We start from the raw sequence: 15169 nt of genomic DNA, 5'->3' as shown, positions 1-15169 counted from the left end.
GTTATGTGGAAAGCCCGCGAATTTACAGCAAAACGCTGCTATTTTTACGTTTCTTCGCCGAATTCTTAAGCGCCGGGGGCGCTGGCGGGAAGTGGCAAGGCGCGGTGCTTCAGGCCGCGGCGGCCCACCGGTCGAGGTCGGCGCGCGACACCTTGCCCATTCTACGCTGCCGTATCGAGCCGTCCGGACCGAACACGACCGTGAACGGCAGCCCGCCGCTCAGGTTACCCAGCTGCTTGCCCAGCTCGGTGCCGCCCAGCGCAGCCAGGCCGATGGGGAACCGCACCGGCCGCTTGGCCAGGAATTGCCGGACCGCGCTGGGCTGGTCGATCGCGAGGCCGACGACCTGCCAGCCGCGGCCTGCCTGTTGCTGCTGGAAGGTATCCAGCAGCGGCATCTCCTCGATGCAGGGCGGACACCAGGTCGCCCAGAAATTCAGCAGCAAGGGCCTGCCGCGAAAGCTGGCCATGGAAATCGACGTGCCCGTCGGCGTGTCGAAGCTCGCGCGCCAGAACTCGTCCGGCGCGGGCATGGAGGTCTCGGCCGGCCGCAGCCGCCACCAGGCGAAGCCGCCGCCCGCCACGGCGGCGGCGCCGCCCACCGCGATGGTCAGCCAGCGCCGCCGTTTCACATCGGTCGCGTTCACGACGCCTTGGGCCGTCATGCCGCCTCCAGCAGCGCGCGCACGGCGCTCGAATCGCCCCGAGACACGCGCCGGCGCGCGTCGGGCTTGAGCGCGCCGCGCAGGTCGTCGTGGTCGTGGATCAAAAGATGCACGCCGACCGGCTCGCCCAGCCCCGGGCACACGCTCGAGAGGCTCAACGCCTCGACCGGCGTGCCCTGGAAGCCGGTGACCGTGCGCGCCTCGTAGTCGACGCCGTGGTCGATCAACGCGATCTCGGCGGACTTCGGGTCGTCGCAGAACAGCTGCAGGTAGATGTCGGACAGGCGCGTCGCGGTGCCGTTCCAGACCGCGCCGGTGAGATGCGGGCGGAACTCCGACAGGCGCTCCATCCAGGTCAGCGCGTGACGGCGCAGCGCCTGCAGCTCGGCAGGCTGCGTGTCGCCGCAGAACACCGAGATGTACTCGCGCACGGCCTCCTCGACCGTGTCGTTGTCGGGCAGTGCCGCGCGTTGCGGCAGCCCGAGCTGCTTGACGGCCCGCCGCTTGGCCGGGCCGTATTCGAGTCCTTCTTCCACCACCATGCGGGCAGCGGTGGCCGCGATTTCCGATTGCAGGCTGTCCATCACGACGGAATTGTGCCCCCGGTGGCTGCGGCGCGACGATCAGCGCCGCTCATGCATGGAAGGGACAAGGGCCATCGCGATAATCGGACGATGCACATCCATATCCTGGGCATCTGCGGCACCTTCATGGGCGGTGTCGCGGCCCTCGCCCGTGAAGCCGGGCACCGGGTGACGGGCTGCGACGCCGGCGTCTACCCGCCGATGAGCGACCAGCTGCGCGCCCTGGGCATCGACCTTATCGAAGGATTCTCCGCCGACCAGCTCGCAATCAAGCCCGACGTGTGGGTCATCGGCAACGTGGTCTCGCGCGCCCGCCAGAGCGACGGGACGCCGCGCTACCCGCTCATGGAAGCGATCCTCGAACAGGGCTCGCGCTACACCAGTGGGCCCCAATGGCTGGCCGAGAACGTGCTGCACGGCCGCCACGTGCTGGCGGTCGCGGGCACGCATGGCAAGACCACCACGACGTCGATGCTCGCGTGGATCCTCGAGCACGCAGGCCAGTCGCCGGGTTTCCTGGTGGGCGGCGTGCCGGTGAACTTCGGCGTGTCGGCGCGCCTGGGCACCGAAGGAAGCTTCGTGATCGAGGCGGACGAGTACGACACGGCCTTCTTCGACAAGCGCAGCAAGTTCGTGCACTACCGGCCACGCACGGCGGTCCTGAACAACCTCGAGTTCGACCACGCGGACATCTTCGACGACCTCGCCGCCATCGAGCGGCAGTTCCACCATCTCGTGCGCACCGTGCCGCCTTCAGGCCGCGTCGTGGTCAACGGGCTGGAAGAAAGCCTGGCCCGCGTGCTGCACCAGGGCTGCTGGAGCGAGGTTCGCAGCTTCGGCGCGACGGTGAGCGACTACACGGCCGAAGGCGACCCGGGCGCGTTCGACGTGATGTTGCGCGGCGAGCGCGTGGGCCGCGTCGAATGGGACCTGAGCGGCGTCCACAACCAGCTCAATGCGCTGGCCGCCATCGCGGCGGCCGAGCATGTGGGCGTGCCGCCCGCCGCCGCGGCCCGCGCGCTGCGCGAGTTCCGCAACGTGAAGCGCCGGATGGAACTGCGCGGCGAGGTGCGCGGCATCAAGGTCTATGACGACTTCGCGCACCACCCGACCGCGATCCGCACGACCGTCGAAGGACTTCGCCGCAAGCTCGGTCCGCAGGGCGGCCGCATCCTGGCCGTGTTCGAGCCGCGCAGCAACACGATGAAGCTGGGGACCATGAAGGCCCAGCTCCCCTGGAGCCTGGAGCAGGCCGACCTGGCGTTCTGCCACGGCGGCGGGCTGGGCTGGGATGCCCGCGAGGCCCTCGCGCCCATGGGCAGGCGCGCCGCAGTGGGCGACACGATCGATCAGCTGGTGGAGATGACGATTGCGGCGGCCCGCCCTGGGGATCATCTCGTGTGCATGAGCAACGGGGGCTTCGGCGGCATCCATGGCCGCCTGCTGGAAGCGCTGGCGCGCTGATCAGTCTTCGAGGGAAAGCGGCGCCGGGGCGGTGAAGTCGCCCGCCCGCAGCCCCTGCCCGCCCGAATTCCGTACGCCGGGGAACTGGCTGGGCTGATGGCTGTAGAGCGAAGAGTCCGCGCCCTCGGCCCGGCGCAGCGAAGCTTGCGAAGCCCGCTTCGAATTCGCGGTGATCGCGCCCACCAGGTACAGCGCAGCCAGATCCTGCGCGAGGGGTGCGGCGACAAGGCCGGTGCGCTGCTGCAGCTCCGCGAAGGTGCCGGGCGACAGCGCGAGTTCGCGCAGCAGCAGCAGGTGCGAATCGCGCAGCAGGCGCTGCGGCAACCGCGGTGGACGCCGGAAGTACACGGTCCCCGTGCGGTAGCGGGACGGCAGCACGTCGCGGGCGGTGCGCAGCGCGTAATGCCACATCAGCTGCGAAATGCTGGTGCGCGAAAAATCTCCCGGCACGACGATGTCGCGGGTCTGCTGCGTCCACATCGCGCCGTCGAAATCCAGCGGCGTGGCCGTGGGCAGCACGGCGACGTCGCCGCGCAGGTCCACCACGGCCAGCAGGGTCCCTTGCGCCGACTTCACGCAGTAGACGCCCGAGGAGAGCGCACTTTCCTGCTCGAGGATCTGCGAAGCCAGGCAGAACTGGGCGATCAGCGGGCGCAGCCAGGCTTCGAGCCGGCCGAGCACGTCGCCGACGCTCTGCACGTCATCGATGTCATAGCTGAGTTCGGGCTGCAGGTTGCGGGGCAGCGGCCGGGCGAAGACCACCGGGCGGTCGACGTCGGGCATGTTGATCTGCACCGAGCGCCCGCCGGGCACGCCGGACGCCACGCGAAGCGTCGTGCTCGACAGCACCTGCGTGCGCGCCCCGTTGAGCCAGAGGGCGTCAGCCTCGCCGAACTTGGCGAACTCCCAGGTCAGGCCCCCGGGCGAGGCCTGCAACAGGGTTCGGCCCAGCTTTTCCTGCTGCTCCAGGGAAAAGCCGGCAATGCCGATGCGAAGGAGCGGAAGTTCGAACGACATGGGGACCACCAGTGCCCGCCCCGCGTACGCGAAGCTGATCGGGCCAATGTAGTGGTCGGGTTACCGGGTGTAAAGCGAAGGATGCACGTTTTTCGTCAGCGCTTGCGCCGCGCGTCGACGGCTTGCGACAGCACGCCGAGAAGCTCCACGGAATCGCTCCATCCGAGGCAAGCATCCGTAATGCTTTTGCCGTACTCGAGCTGCGCGGCTTGGTCCTGCCCCGGGGTGAACTTCTGCGCGCCCGCGTTCAGGTGGCTTTCCACCATCACCCCGAAGACACTGCGCGAACCGGCCGCGATCTGCCCCGCGATGTCGCGGGCCACCGCCAGTTGCTTCTCATGCTGCTTGCTGCTGTTGGCGTGGCTGCAATCGACCATCAGGCGCGGCGGCAGCTTGGCCGCTTCGAGGTCGCGGCAGGCGGTGGCGACGCTGTCCGCGTCGTAGTTGGGCGACTTGCCGCCACGCAGGATGACGTGGCAGTCGCGGTTGCCGTTCGTCTGCACGATCGCCACTTGGCCGTTCTTGTGCACCGAGAGGAAGTGGTGCCCGCGGGCCGCGGCCTGGATCGCGTCGGTGGCGATGCGGATGTTGCCGTCCGTGCCGTTCTTGAAGCCGATCGGCGCGGAAAGCCCGGAGGCCAGCTCGCGGTGCACCTGGCTCTCGGTCGTGCGCGCGCCGATCGCGCCCCAGGAGATCAGGTCGCCGATGTATTGCGGCGAGATCACGTCGAGGAACTCGCTGCCCGCGGGCAGCCCGAGGCGGTTGATCTCGATGAGCAGTTGCCGCGCGATGCGCAGGCCCTCGTCGATGCGGTACGTCTCGTCGAGGTACGGGTCGTTGATCAAGCCCTTCCAGCCCACCGTGGTGCGCGGCTTCTCGAAGTACACGCGCATCACGATCTCCAGCGTGTCGGCGAACTTGCCGCGCACTTCCTTCAGGCGCCGCGCGTAGTCGAGGGCCGCATTCGGGTCGTGGATCGAGCACGGGCCGATCACCACCAGCAGCCGGTCGTCGGTGCCGGCCATGATGTCGTGGATGCGCCGGCGCGTATCGGTGATCAGGCCTTCCACCGCCGTCCCGCGGATCGGGAAGAAGCGGATCAGGTGCTCGGGAGGAGGCAGCACGGTGATGTCCTTGATGCGTTCATCGTCGGTTTCGCTGGTCTTGTCGACGGGGTGCGCATACCAGGGCTCGCTGGCGGCGGGGTGGGCATTCATCGTGGGCTCCTGTTCGAGAGGGGGATGGGCGAAAAAAAAACCGCCGGGGGGTCCCGGCGGTTTTCTGGAGTTCTTGCGCTTCTGTCGGATACGCCTAGATCTCTCGACCGCCGGGGCCTGAGAACCAGAAATAGCCAAAAAAGAAGACGCTCTGCTTGCGCATGGGGCGGGACTCTATCACAGCTCCTGTCCCGGGCAAGCTCAGGCCGTGCCGCCGACGGTCAGGCCGTCGATGCGCAGCGTGGGCTGGCCGACGCCGACCGGCACGCTCTGGCCTTCCTTGCCGCAGGTGCCGACGCCGCTGTCCAGCCGCATGTCGTTGCCGATCATGGTCACGCGCGTCAGCGCGTCCGGGCCGTTGCCCACGATGGTGGCGCCCTTCACGGGGTACTGGATCCTGCCGTTCTCGACCCAGAACGCCTCGCTCGCGGAGAACACGAACTTGCCCGAGGTGATGTCGACCTGGCCGCCGCCGAAATTGGTGGCGTACAGGCCCTTCTTGATGCTGGCGACGATCTCTTCCGGCGCCTTGTCGCCGCCCAGCATGTAGGTATTGGTCATCCGCGGCATCGGGATGTGCGCGTAGCTCTCGCGCCGCCCGTTGCCCGTGGGCGCCACCCCCATCAGGCGGGCGTTGAGCGAATCCTGGATGTAGCCGCGCAGGATGCCGTCCTCGATCAGCACATTGCGCTGGCTCGGGTTGCCCTCGTCGTCGACGTTGAGCGAGCCGCGCCGGTCGGAGATCGTGCCGTCGTCCAGCACCGTCACGCCCCGGGCCGCGACGCGCTGGCCCACGCGTCCGGAGAACGCGCTCGAGCCCTTGCGGTTGAAGTCGCCCTCCAGCCCGTGGCCGATGGCCTCGTGCAGCAGGATGCCGGGCCAGCCCGGGCCGAGCACCACCGTCATCTCGCCGGCCGGCGCGGGGCGCGATTCGAGGTTGGTCAGCGCCGCGGTGACCGCGTCGTCCACGTATTCCTGCACATGCTGGTCGTCGAAGTACGCCAGGCCGAAGCGGCCGCCGCCGCCGCTGGAGCCCACTTCCCGGCGGCCGTTCTGCTCGGCGATGACGGTGATCGAGAGGCGCACCAGCGGACGCACGTCGGCGGCCAGCGTGCCGTCGGCGCGCGCCACCATCACCACATCCCATTCGCTGGCCAGGCCCGCCATGACCTGGACGATGCGCGGGTCCTTGGCACGGGCGAGCTTCTCGGCTCTTTCCAGCAGCTGCACCTTGGCCGTGCTGTCGAGCGTGGCGATCGGGTCGACGGCGGGATAGAGCGAGCGGCTGGCGGCGACCTTCTTGTCCGCGACGTTCGCGCGGCCCGAACTCGAGGAGGACGAGATCGAGCGCACGGTGCGCGCGGCGTCCAGCAGCGACGCTTCGGAGATGTCGTCGGAATAGGCGAAGGCGGTCTTCTCGCCGCTGACGGCGCGCACGCCGACGCCCTGGTCGATGCTGAAGCTGCCGGTCTTGACGATGCCCTCCTCCAGGCTCCAGCCCTCGCTGCGGGTGTACTGGAAGTAGAGGTCGGCGTCGTCGACCTGGTGGGCCGTGATCTCGGCCAGGGCGCGTGACAGATGGGATTCGTTGAGCCCGAACGGCTCGAGCAGGAGGCGCTGCGCGGTGGCCAGGCGCTCCAGGGTGGGTTCGCGGGAGATCATCGGGGGATTCTAGGCATCCCGCATGGCCCCTGTCGCGGCCCGGTCAGCGCGGCGGCGCCGGCGTGCGCGGCAGTGGCAGCGCCTGCAGCTCAGCGAGGAACGCATCCGCGTCGGCAAACCGGTCCTGCGGCGCCTTGGCCATCAGGCGCTCGAGGATCGGCTGCAGCCGTGCGTGCGTTGCGGGCAATTGCGGCGTCGGCGCGCTCAGGTGATGCGCGAGCAGCAGGTCCAGCGTCCCGGCCTGGAAAGGCCGCTGCCCGGCCAGCATCTCGAACATCATCACGCCCAGGCTGTACAGGTCCGACAGTGGCGTGACCGCGCGGCCCGCCGCCTGCTCGGGACTGAGGTAGTACGGCGTGCCCACCACGTCGCCATGCTTCGTGTGGCTCAGCGCGAGGTTGTCGGCGTTCAGCAGCGACTTGGCGATGCCGAAATCGGCCAGGGCCACGGTGTCGTCCGCGCGCCGCATGATGTTCTCGGGCTTCAGGTCGCGGTGGATCACGCCCCGCGCATGGATCGCCGACAGCGCCCGCGCGACCTGCGCCAGCACGTCGAGCACGCGCTGCAGCGACATGCCCGCGCCGAGTTCCGCGCGCAGGTCACCCTGGGGAAAATATTCCATCGCGATGTACGCGTGGTCGTCGGTGAAGCCCTGGTCGTAGATGCGCACCACGTTCGGATGGTCGATGCGCGACAGCAGCGTGTACTCCTGGATGAAGCGCGACAGGTGCTCGGCGGCGCGGCGGCCGCGGGCGTCCAGCACCTTCAGCACCACGGCCAGGGCATCCTTCTCCCGCTCCGCAAGGTAAACGTCCGTCATGCCGCCGGCGCCGATCTTGCGCGTGAGCCGGTAGCCGCGCAGGCGCAGCGGCTCCTGGGCGGGCGCGAGCTCGTGGCTCCTGAGCCCGTTCGACCGCGACTCCTTGCGGCGCATCAGCGCCTGCAAGGCCTCGAGAAGCTCGACGCGGGTGAAGGGCTTGGCCAGGTAGTCGTCGGCGCCGGCCGTCATGCCGCGGCGCATGCTCGCGCGGTCGTCCAGCGCCGTCAGCAGCATCACGGGCGTGGAGGCCAGGCGGGCGTCGGCGCGGATGGCCTCCAGCAAGGCGAAACCGTCCATCTCGGGCATGCCGATGTCCGAGATCACGATGTCGGGCCGTGCTTCGCGGGCGCTCTGCAGGCCCAAGGCACCATTCGGGGCCGCGACGATGTCGAAGCCCTCGAGCTTGAGCAGCCGCACGATGTTGGAGCGGATGGCATCGTCGTCCTCGACGACGAGGATGGTGGTCATGGCCGCGAGAGCCAGCGGAAGATGGCCGCGTCGTCCAGGTCCGCGAGCCCCGCCTTCGCGGCCTGGTCGAACACGTCCCGCGCGGTTGCGCCCAGCGGGCCATCGAAGCCGGCCCGGCGCGCGGCCTCGATGGCCAGGGCCGTGTCCTTGCGCAGCAGCGTGACGTGAGCGCGCGGCTCGTAATCCCCGGCGATGGCGCGGCGCATGCGGTCCGACCCGATCCAGCTCTGGCCGCTGGACTGCTCGATGATGCCCAGCGTTCGCGACAGGTCCAGCCCGAGCCGCTGGGCAAGCGCCAGCGCCTCCGCCGCGCCGACCAGGTTGATGCCCGCGAGCAGGTTGTTCACGAGCTTGGTCTTCGCGCCGTCGCCGGCACGCGTGCCGACGCGGAACACCTTGCCACTGAGCACGGCGAGCAGCGGCGCCGCGGCGTCGAACGCCTCGTCGGAACAGGCGACCATCAGGCTCATGCTCCCTTCACGCGCCCGAGCCGGGCCCCCGGACATGGGCGCGTCGATCGGCAGCGCGCCCGCGGCCGCGAGCCGGGCCGCGAGGCTTTCCGCGTCTTCGGGCGCGATCGTCGGGCACAGCAGCACCGGCGTGCCGCGGGCAAGCGCTCCTGCCGCCCCGCGATCGCCGAACAGCACCTGCTCGCACTCGAGTGCATCGACCACGCAGACGATCAGCGCTCGCGCGCCGGTGGCGGCGTCAGCGGAGGAGGCGGCCGATGTGGCGCCCAGCCGGCGCAAGGCCTCGACTTTCTCCGGCACCAGATCGCAGGCCCGGACCGGCCAGCCCTGCTCCAGCAGGCGGGCGGCCATGCCGCCGCCCATGTTGCCGACGCCGACGATCCCAACGGAGCCGGCGCCTGGGCTCATGTCTGCACCAGCCGCTTGGCCTTCGCGATGGACATCAGGATGCCCAGCCCCAGGCCGAGCGTCACCATGGCGGTGCCGCCATAGCTGATGAAGGGCAGCGGGACGCCCACGACGGGCAGGATGCCGCTGACCATGCCCATGTTCACGAATGCGTAGGTGAAAAAGATCATGGTGATCGCGCCGGCCAGCAGGCGCGAGAACAGCGTCGAGGCCTCCAGTGCGATGGCCAGACCGCGCAAGATGAGGAAGACAAAGGCGCCGATCAGGCACAGGTTGCCGACCAGGCCGAATTCCTCCGAGAACGCCGCGAAGATGAAGTCGGTGGTGCGCTCCGGGATGAACTCCAGGTGCGTCTGCGTGCCCTGCATGAAGCCCTTGCCCAGCAGGCCCCCGGAGCCGATGGCGATCATTCCCTGGATGATGTGGAAGCCCTTGCCCAGCGGGTCCTTGGTCGGATCGAGCAGCGTGCACACGCGCTGCTGCTGGTAATCGTGCAGGATGCCCCAGCTCACGCCGGGCGCGCACAGCTGGCTCTCGAACACCACCAGCAGCACCAGCGCCACGAGGCCCACCGCCAGCGGCGGCAGGATCAGCTTCCAGGACAGGCCGGCGAAGAAGATCACCGACAGCCCCGCCGCCAGCACCAGCAGCGAGGTGCCCAAGTCCGGCTGCTTCATGATCAGGCCGACCGGCGCGACGAGGAGGAGGACGGCCATGACGTAGTCCAGCGGCCGCAGGTGCCCTTCGCGCTTCTGGAACCACCAGGCCAGCATCAGCGGCATGGCGATCTTCATGATCTCGCTGGGCTGGATGACGACGCCCACGTTCACCCAGCGCCGCGCACCCTTCTTGGCGATGCCGAAGACGGCGACGGCCACCAGCAGCGCCACGCCCACGGTGTAGAGCGGCACGGCCAGGCTCATGAGCCGCTGGGGCGAGATCTGCGCCACCACGAACATGATCGCGCCGGCGATGAGCATGTTGCGGCCGTGGTCGCGAAAGCGCGTCCCGTGGTCGAAGCCGGACGAGTACATCACCAGCAGCCCGGCGCAGGCGAGCAGGAAGACCGCGAAAGCCAGCGGGCCGTCGAAGCCCTGGAACATCGGCGCGGCGCGTTGCCAGATCGGGGGCTTTTCGAGGACGGCGGACATGGCCGCGATTATCGGGGCGGCGGCGCCCGTTTCCCCAGTGTCCGCGCCTGGAGCGGAATGGGTGCGATGTTCGTCACGCCCGCGTGTCCGGCGCTGCGAAGCCGCCGCTACGATGGCGCATGCCCCTCACCCACCTGCTGTACCTGCACGGCTTCCGCTCCTCGCCGCAGTCCGCCAAGGCGCGGCAGGTCGCGGCCCGGGTCGCCGAGCGCCACCCGGAGGTCCACTGGTGGTGCCCGCAGCTGCCGCCCTCGCCGCGCGCGGCGATGGACACGGTGATGCGGGGCATCGAAACCTGGCCGCGGGACCGCATGGGCGTGATCGGCTCGTCGCTCGGCGGCTTTTACGCCACCCATGTGGCCATCGAGACCGGCTGCCGCGCGGTGGTGCTCAATCCCGCCGTGCACGCGGCCCGGGACCTGGCCCGCCACATCGGCGAGCAGACGTCCTGGCACGACCCGCAGCAGCATTTCTACTTCGAGCCGCGCTATGTGGACGAACTGCGCGAGCTGGAACACGGGCCGCTGCCGCATCCGGAGCGCCTGTTCGCCGTCATCGCCAAGGGCGACGAGGTGCTCGACTGGCGCGAGATGACCGGCCGCTACCCGGGTTCCCGCATCAAGCTGCTCGAAGGCGGCGACCACGCGCTATCGGATTTCGGCGAGCACATCGACGACGTGCTGGCCTTCCTCGGCCTGCCGCCGCGCTGAACCCCGGGATGTGACAATCCCGGCGATGTATGCATTGTTCGAAGAGGCCGGCAAGTTCCAGGCGGGCCGCGTGCTCTCGCAGGCCGATGCCTCGGCGCAGGTCGAGCTCGACAGCGGCAAGCGGGTCAAGGTCAAGGCCGCCAACCTCCTGCTGACATTCGAAAAGCCGCAGCCGGCCGAACTGGTGTCGGCCGCGCAGGCGCTCTCGCAGAGCATCGAACTGGAACTCGCCTGGGAGTTCGCGCCCGACGAGGAATTCGGCTTCGCCGACCTGGCGCGCGACTACTTCAGCGACAAGGCCACGCTCGAACAGCAGGCGGCCGCCCTGTTCCGCCTGCACGAGGCGCCGCACTACTTCCGCCGCGCCGGCAAGGGGCGCTTTCGCAAGGCGCCGGCCGAGATCGTGCAGCAGGCGCTGGCCGCGCTGGAGAAGAAGAAGCAGGTGCAGCAGCAGATCACCGCCTGGGCGGCCGAACTCGCCGCCGGCCGCTGCCCGCCGCCCGTGCGCGACCAGCTCTTTCGCATCCTGTTCAAGCCGGACAAGAACGCACCCGAATACAAGGCGGTGGTCGAGGCCGCGCGCAGCACGCAGCTGGCGCCGCTGGCGCTGCTGCAGAAGGCCGGCGCGATCGACTCGCCCTACCAGTTCCACTGGAAGCGTTTCCTGTTCGACTTCTTCCCCAAGGGCACGGGCTTTCCGCCGCTGGCCGCCCCCGCGATCGCGGACGACCTGCCGCTGGCGCCGGTGAAGGCCTTCTCTGTGGACGACTCCAGCACCACCGAGATCGACGACGCGCTCTCGGTCGAGGGGCTGGGCACCGGCACGGTGACGGTCGGCATCCACATCGCGGCGCCGGGGCTGGCGCTGCAGCCCGGCACGCCGCTGGACCAGGTCGCGCGCCAGCGGCTGTCCACCGTCTACATGCCGGGCCACAAGATCACCATGCTGCCCGACGAGGTGGTGCAGGCCTACACGCTGCTGGAAGGGCGCGACTGCCCCGCGGTGTCGCTGTACGTTTCCTTCGACGAGGAAAGCCTGGTGGTGAAGGAGACGCAGACGCGCCTGGAGCGCGTGCCGATCGGGGCCAACCTGCGGCACGACCAGCTCGACGAGCACATCACCGAGGACTGGCTGCAAGGCGCCGCCACCGCGCATGCGGTGCCCGAACCCGCCGCCCACCTGCGCGAGCCGCTCTCGTTCCTGTGGCGCCTCGCGCGTCACCTGAAGGCGCTGCGGGAACTGGTGCGCGGCAAGCCCGAGACGTTCAACCGGCCCGACTACAACTTCCACCTGGTGGGCCACGACGGCAGCGAGCCGCGCGGCAACGAGCAGGTCGAGATCACCGTGCGCCGGCGTGGCGCGCCGCTGGACATGATCGTCGCCGAGGCCATGATCCTGGCCAACAGCAGCTGGGGCCAGTGGCTGGCCGAGCTGGGCGTGCCGGCCATCTACCGCAGCCAGGCCAGCCTCGCCCCGGGCATCAAGGTGCGCATGGGGACCAAGGCGGCGCCGCACGCGGGCATCGGCGTCAAGTGCTACGCCTGGAGCACCTCGCCGCTGCGCCGCTACACCGACCTGGTGAACCAGTGGCAGATCATCGCGGCCGCCCGCCACGGGCGCACCGCCGCGCTGGCCGCGCCCTTCAAGCCGAAGGACGCCGACCTGTTCTCCATCATCTCCAGCTTCGACGCGGCCTACACCGCATACAACGGCTACCAGGCCGGCATGGAGCGGTTCTGGACGCTGCAGTACCTGCGCCAGCACGGCGTCAAGGAGCTGGCGGGCACGGTCTTCCGCGAGGGCCTCGTGCGGGCCGACGAGCTGCCGCTGGTGCTGCCCGTGCTCGGCACCGAGCAGTTGCAGCGCGGCGCCCGCGTGCGGGTGCGGCTGGGCGACATCGACGACATCACCCTGGACGTGTCCGGCACGCTGCTGGAGCGGCTGGACACCGCGCCCCAGCCGCTGTCGGCGGAAGACGACACCGGGGAGGAGGAAGAACCCGTGGCCGGACCCATCGCCATCGCGGTGGACGTCGCGGAAGGTGGCGAACTCGACAATGCGGCGGATAATCCGCCTTCGTGAACCTCAAGTCCCTCAGCACCCTGCAGATCGCGCTGGGCGTCTCGTTCGCGGCCCATGCCGCGATGCTGACCGTGCGCATCGTGGACCCGGAAGGATTCAACCGGGTGTTCCAGGACACGCCGCTCGAGGTGGTGCTGGTCAACGCCCGCAGCACCGAGAAGCCCGAGAAGGCGCAGGCGATCGCCCAGGCCGCGCTGGCCGGCGGCGGTGAGGCCGCCAGCGGGCGGGCCACGTCTCCCCTGCCGCCGTCGGCATTGACCGCAACCGGCGATGCGGACGAGGACGCGCAGCGCCGCGTCGAGGCGATGCAGGAACAGCAGATGCTGATGCTCGCGCAGGTCAAGCGCATGCTGGCCGCGATGCCGCCGCCCGACCCGAAGCAGCCCACCCGCACCGCCGAGGCGAAAGCGCGCGAGGAAAAGCGCCGCCAGCTGGTCAAGCTGCTGGCCGAGATCGAGCGGCGCATCAACGAGGAGAACGCGCGCCCCAAGAAGCGCTACGTCAGCCCTTCCACGCGCGAGGAGGTGTACGCGGTCTACTACGACCAGCTGCGCCGGCGAATCGAGGAGCGCGGCACGCACAATTTCCCCGAACTCGCCGGCCGCAAGCTGTACGGCGAGCTCACCATGATCGTCACCGTCAACTTCGACGGCCGCGTGCTCGAGACCGAAGTCGTCGAGACGTCCGGCAACAAGACCCTCGACCGGCGCGCGCAGAGCATCGCGCGCGCGGCCGGTCCGTTCGGGCGCTTTTCGTCCGCGATGCGCCAGCGCGCCGACCAGATCGTGGTGGTCTCGCGCTTCAAGTTCACGCGCGACGAGACGCTCGAGACCAAGCTCACCGCCCGATAGAAGATGGACCGGTATTGCGTCGTCGGCCACCCGGTCGAGCACAGCCGCTCGCCGTGGATCCACGCGCGCTTCGCCCAGCTCACCGGCGAGCCGGTGCAGTACGGCAAACTCCCCGCGCCGCGGGACGGCTTCGCGGCCACCGTGCGGCGCTTCCGCGATGAAGGCGGCCGCGGCTGCAACGTCACCGTGCCGTTCAAGTTCGAGGCGGCCTCGCTCGCGGACACGCGCAGCGAGAGGGCGCGTCTGGCCGGCGCCTGCAACACCTTGCGCTTCGATCCGGACGGCGTGTTCGGCGACAACACCGACGGCGCCGGGCTGGTTCGCGACATCCAGGCGCAGGCGGGCGTCGATCTCGCCCGGCGTGACGTGCTGCTGGTGGGTGCGGGCGGGGCCGCCGCCGGCGTGCTCGGCCCCTTGCTGCACACCGGGCCGGCGCGGGTAGTGATCGCCAACCGCACGGTCGACAAGGCCAGGGCGCTGGCGGACTCGCACGCGGCGCTCGCGAGGTCGGCCTCCGTTCAACTCTCGGCCACCGGGCTCGACGCAGCGCCCGGCGCTTTCCACATCGTCGTCAATGCAACGGCCAGCAGCCTCGCGGGCGGCGCCGTCCCGGTGCCGGGGTCCGTGCTGCGGCCCGGCGCGCTGGCGTACGACATGATGTACGGCCCGGCCGCCGAAGGCTTCCTCGCCTGGGCGCGCGAGCACGGCGCGGTGCCCCGCGACGGGCTCGGCATGCTGGTGGAGCAGGCGGCCGAAGCCTTCCTGGTCTGGCGCGGCGTCCGGCCCGATACCGCGCCGGTGCTGGCCGAACTGCGGGCCCTGCTCGCGGCGGAGTGATGCCTTGAAGGCGGTGTTGCGCTGGTTGCTGCTGGTGGTCGTGGCCGCCATCGGGCTGCAGCTGTTCTTCCTCCTGAGCATCGCCGCCGCGGTGGTGATGGACCCGGTGTCTACGACTTTCCAGCGTTCCGAAGCGTGGCGCATCGCCACCGAACGCGATCGCCTGCGCTGGCGCCAGCAGTGGGTGCCGTACGAGCGGATTTCCGATCACCTGAAGCGCGCCGTCATCGCGGCGGAGGACGACGGCTTCGCCACGCACGAGGGCGTCGACTGGGAAGCGCTCGAAAAGGCCTGGGAGAAGAATGCAAAAGCGGAGGAGCAGGCGGCGAGGCTCGCGCTGCGGCTGCGCTCTTCTTCGTCGCAGTCCCGCCTGAGGCCGGTGCGTCCGCCCAAGGTGGTCGGCGGCTCCACCATCACCCAGCAGCTCGCCAAGAACCTGCTGTTGTCCGGCGAGCGGACCCTGCTGCGCAAGGGGCAGGAATTCGTGCTGACCTTCGCGCTGGAGGCGATGCTGTCGAAGCAGCGCATCCTCGAGATCTATCTCAACAGCGTCGAATGGGGCGAGGGCATCTTCGGCGCGGAGGCTGCCGCGCACCACTACTGGCGAAAGCCGGCCAGCCAGCTCTCGGCGTACGAAGCCGCGCGTCTCGCCGTGATGCTGCCGCGGCCGAAGTTCTTCGAGAAGGTGCCGAACTCGGGGTACCTGGCCCACCGCGCCGGCCTGATCGCCGGACGCATGCGGCACGCCGAGCTGCCTTGATCC

The 15169-nt window shown here is 69.7% G+C and carries 14 protein-coding genes; 6 read left to right on the top strand and 8 right to left on the bottom strand.

What is annotated here, in order from left to right:
• Nucleotides 1-109: 109 nt before the first annotated feature.
• Complete coding sequence (locus EZ313_RS01145) at nucleotides 110-664, bottom strand: TlpA family protein disulfide reductase (protein ID WP_135261391.1); 555 nt, start codon at nucleotides 662-664, stop codon at nucleotides 110-112.
• Nucleotides 661-1248: a hypothetical protein gene (locus EZ313_RS01140; protein WP_205960306.1), complete on the bottom strand. Its 588-nt coding sequence runs from the start codon at nucleotides 1246-1248 to the stop codon at nucleotides 661-663. The genes EZ313_RS01145 and EZ313_RS01140 overlap by 4 nt, the downstream gene beginning before the upstream one ends.
• Before the next feature lie 90 nt (nucleotides 1249-1338).
• On the opposite strand from EZ313_RS01140, the gene mpl reads away from it, so the two are divergent.
• Complete coding sequence (mpl, locus tag EZ313_RS01135) at nucleotides 1339-2712, top strand: UDP-N-acetylmuramate:L-alanyl-gamma-D-glutamyl-meso-diaminopimelate ligase (protein ID WP_135261389.1); 1374 nt, start codon at nucleotides 1339-1341, stop codon at nucleotides 2710-2712.
• On the opposite strand, the gene EZ313_RS01130 is transcribed toward mpl, so the two are convergent.
• The 6 genes from EZ313_RS01130 to rodA form a co-directional block, all read right to left on the bottom strand.
• Nucleotides 2713-3729: a hypothetical protein gene (locus tag EZ313_RS01130; protein WP_135261388.1), complete on the bottom strand. Its 1017-nt coding sequence runs from the start codon at nucleotides 3727-3729 to the stop codon at nucleotides 2713-2715.
• A 95-nt stretch (nucleotides 3730-3824) separates the two neighbouring features.
• Nucleotides 3825-4946, bottom strand: a complete 1122-nt coding sequence (locus tag EZ313_RS01125; RefSeq protein ID WP_135261387.1) for a 3-deoxy-7-phosphoheptulonate synthase — start codon at nucleotides 4944-4946, stop codon at nucleotides 3825-3827.
• 201 nt (nucleotides 4947-5147) lie between these two features.
• Complete coding sequence (tldD, locus tag EZ313_RS01120; protein WP_135261386.1) at nucleotides 5148-6608, bottom strand: metalloprotease TldD; 1461 nt, start codon at nucleotides 6606-6608, stop codon at nucleotides 5148-5150.
• A 43-nt stretch (nucleotides 6609-6651) separates the two neighbouring features.
• Complete coding sequence (locus EZ313_RS01115; protein ID WP_135261385.1) at nucleotides 6652-7896, bottom strand: protein kinase domain-containing protein; 1245 nt, start codon at nucleotides 7894-7896, stop codon at nucleotides 6652-6654.
• Complete coding sequence (locus EZ313_RS01110; protein WP_135261384.1) at nucleotides 7893-8774, bottom strand: NAD(P)-dependent oxidoreductase; 882 nt, start codon at nucleotides 8772-8774, stop codon at nucleotides 7893-7895. The genes EZ313_RS01115 and EZ313_RS01110 overlap by 4 nt, the downstream gene beginning before the upstream one ends.
• Nucleotides 8771-9925, bottom strand: coding sequence for a rod shape-determining protein RodA (gene rodA / locus EZ313_RS01105; protein WP_135261383.1), 1155 nt, complete (start codon nucleotides 9923-9925; stop codon nucleotides 8771-8773). Before rodA ends, EZ313_RS01110 begins: the two co-directional genes overlap by 4 nt.
• 119 nt (nucleotides 9926-10044) lie before the next feature.
• Between rodA and EZ313_RS01100 the strand changes: the two genes are divergently transcribed.
• The 5 genes from EZ313_RS01100 to EZ313_RS01080 all read left to right on the top strand — a co-directional run bounded on the left by EZ313_RS01100 (nucleotide 10045) and on the right by EZ313_RS01080 (nucleotide 15166).
• Nucleotides 10045-10635, top strand: a complete 591-nt coding sequence (locus tag EZ313_RS01100; RefSeq protein WP_135261382.1) for a YqiA/YcfP family alpha/beta fold hydrolase — start codon at nucleotides 10045-10047, stop codon at nucleotides 10633-10635.
• A gap of 25 nt (nucleotides 10636-10660) precedes the next feature.
• On the top strand, nucleotides 10661-12718 hold the full coding sequence (locus EZ313_RS01095) for a ribonuclease catalytic domain-containing protein (RefSeq protein WP_135261381.1): 2058 nt from the start codon (nucleotides 10661-10663) through the stop codon (nucleotides 12716-12718).
• 62 nt (nucleotides 12719-12780) lie between these two features.
• The gene (locus EZ313_RS01090; protein ID WP_135263518.1) at nucleotides 12781-13569 is read left to right on the top strand and encodes an energy transducer TonB; all 789 of its coding nucleotides are present in this window, start codon (nucleotides 12781-12783) and stop codon (nucleotides 13567-13569) included.
• Between the two features lie 3 nt (nucleotides 13570-13572).
• Nucleotides 13573-14406, top strand: a complete 834-nt coding sequence (gene aroE / locus EZ313_RS01085) for a shikimate dehydrogenase (protein WP_135261380.1) — start codon at nucleotides 13573-13575, stop codon at nucleotides 14404-14406.
• A gap of 4 nt (nucleotides 14407-14410) precedes the next feature.
• The gene (locus tag EZ313_RS01080; RefSeq protein WP_135261379.1) at nucleotides 14411-15166 is read left to right on the top strand and encodes a transglycosylase domain-containing protein; all 756 of its coding nucleotides are present in this window, start codon (nucleotides 14411-14413) and stop codon (nucleotides 15164-15166) included.
• Nucleotides 15167-15169: the final 3 nt, after the last annotated feature.

The organism is Ramlibacter henchirensis, from assembly GCF_004682015.1.
Taxonomy (GTDB): domain Bacteria; phylum Pseudomonadota; class Gammaproteobacteria; order Burkholderiales; family Burkholderiaceae_C; genus Ramlibacter; species Ramlibacter henchirensis.
Note: the sequence above shows the minus strand (reverse complement) of the source record. Positions and strands in the feature narration are given on the sequence as shown.

Bases quoted from the DNA above. Each gene is read 5' to 3' on its own strand.
- mpl (WP_135261389.1), top strand. From the start codon at position 1,339: ATGCACATCCATATCCTGGGCATCTGCGGCACCTTCATGGGCGGTGTC.
- EZ313_RS01130 (WP_135261388.1), bottom strand. From the start codon at position 3,729: ATGTCGTTCGAACTTCCGCTCCTTCGCATCGGCATTGCCGGCTTTTCC.
- EZ313_RS01125 (WP_135261387.1), bottom strand. From the start codon at position 4,946: ATGAATGCCCACCCCGCCGCCAGCGAGCCCTGGTATGCGCACCCCGTC.
- EZ313_RS01110 (WP_135261384.1), bottom strand. From the start codon at position 8,774: ATGAGCCCAGGCGCCGGCTCCGTTGGGATCGTCGGCGTCGGCAACATG.
- aroE (WP_135261380.1), top strand. From the start codon at position 13,573: ATGGACCGGTATTGCGTCGTCGGCCACCCGGTCGAGCACAGCCGCTCG.
- EZ313_RS01100 (WP_135261382.1), top strand. From the start codon at position 10,045: ATGCCCCTCACCCACCTGCTGTACCTGCACGGCTTCCGCTCCTCGCCG.
- EZ313_RS01115 (WP_135261385.1), bottom strand. From the start codon at position 7,896: ATGACCACCATCCTCGTCGTCGAGGACGACGATGCCATCCGCTCCAAC.
- EZ313_RS01090 (WP_135263518.1), top strand. From the start codon at position 12,781: ATGCTGACCGTGCGCATCGTGGACCCGGAAGGATTCAACCGGGTGTTC.
- rodA (WP_135261383.1), bottom strand. From the start codon at position 9,925: ATGTCCGCCGTCCTCGAAAAGCCCCCGATCTGGCAACGCGCCGCGCCG.
- EZ313_RS01140 (WP_205960306.1), bottom strand. From the start codon at position 1,248: ATGGACAGCCTGCAATCGGAAATCGCGGCCACCGCTGCCCGCATGGTG.
- tldD (WP_135261386.1), bottom strand. From the start codon at position 6,608: ATGATCTCCCGCGAACCCACCCTGGAGCGCCTGGCCACCGCGCAGCGC.
- EZ313_RS01095 (WP_135261381.1), top strand. From the start codon at position 10,661: ATGTATGCATTGTTCGAAGAGGCCGGCAAGTTCCAGGCGGGCCGCGTG.
- EZ313_RS01145 (WP_135261391.1), bottom strand. From the start codon at position 664: ATGACGGCCCAAGGCGTCGTGAACGCGACCGATGTGAAACGGCGGCGC.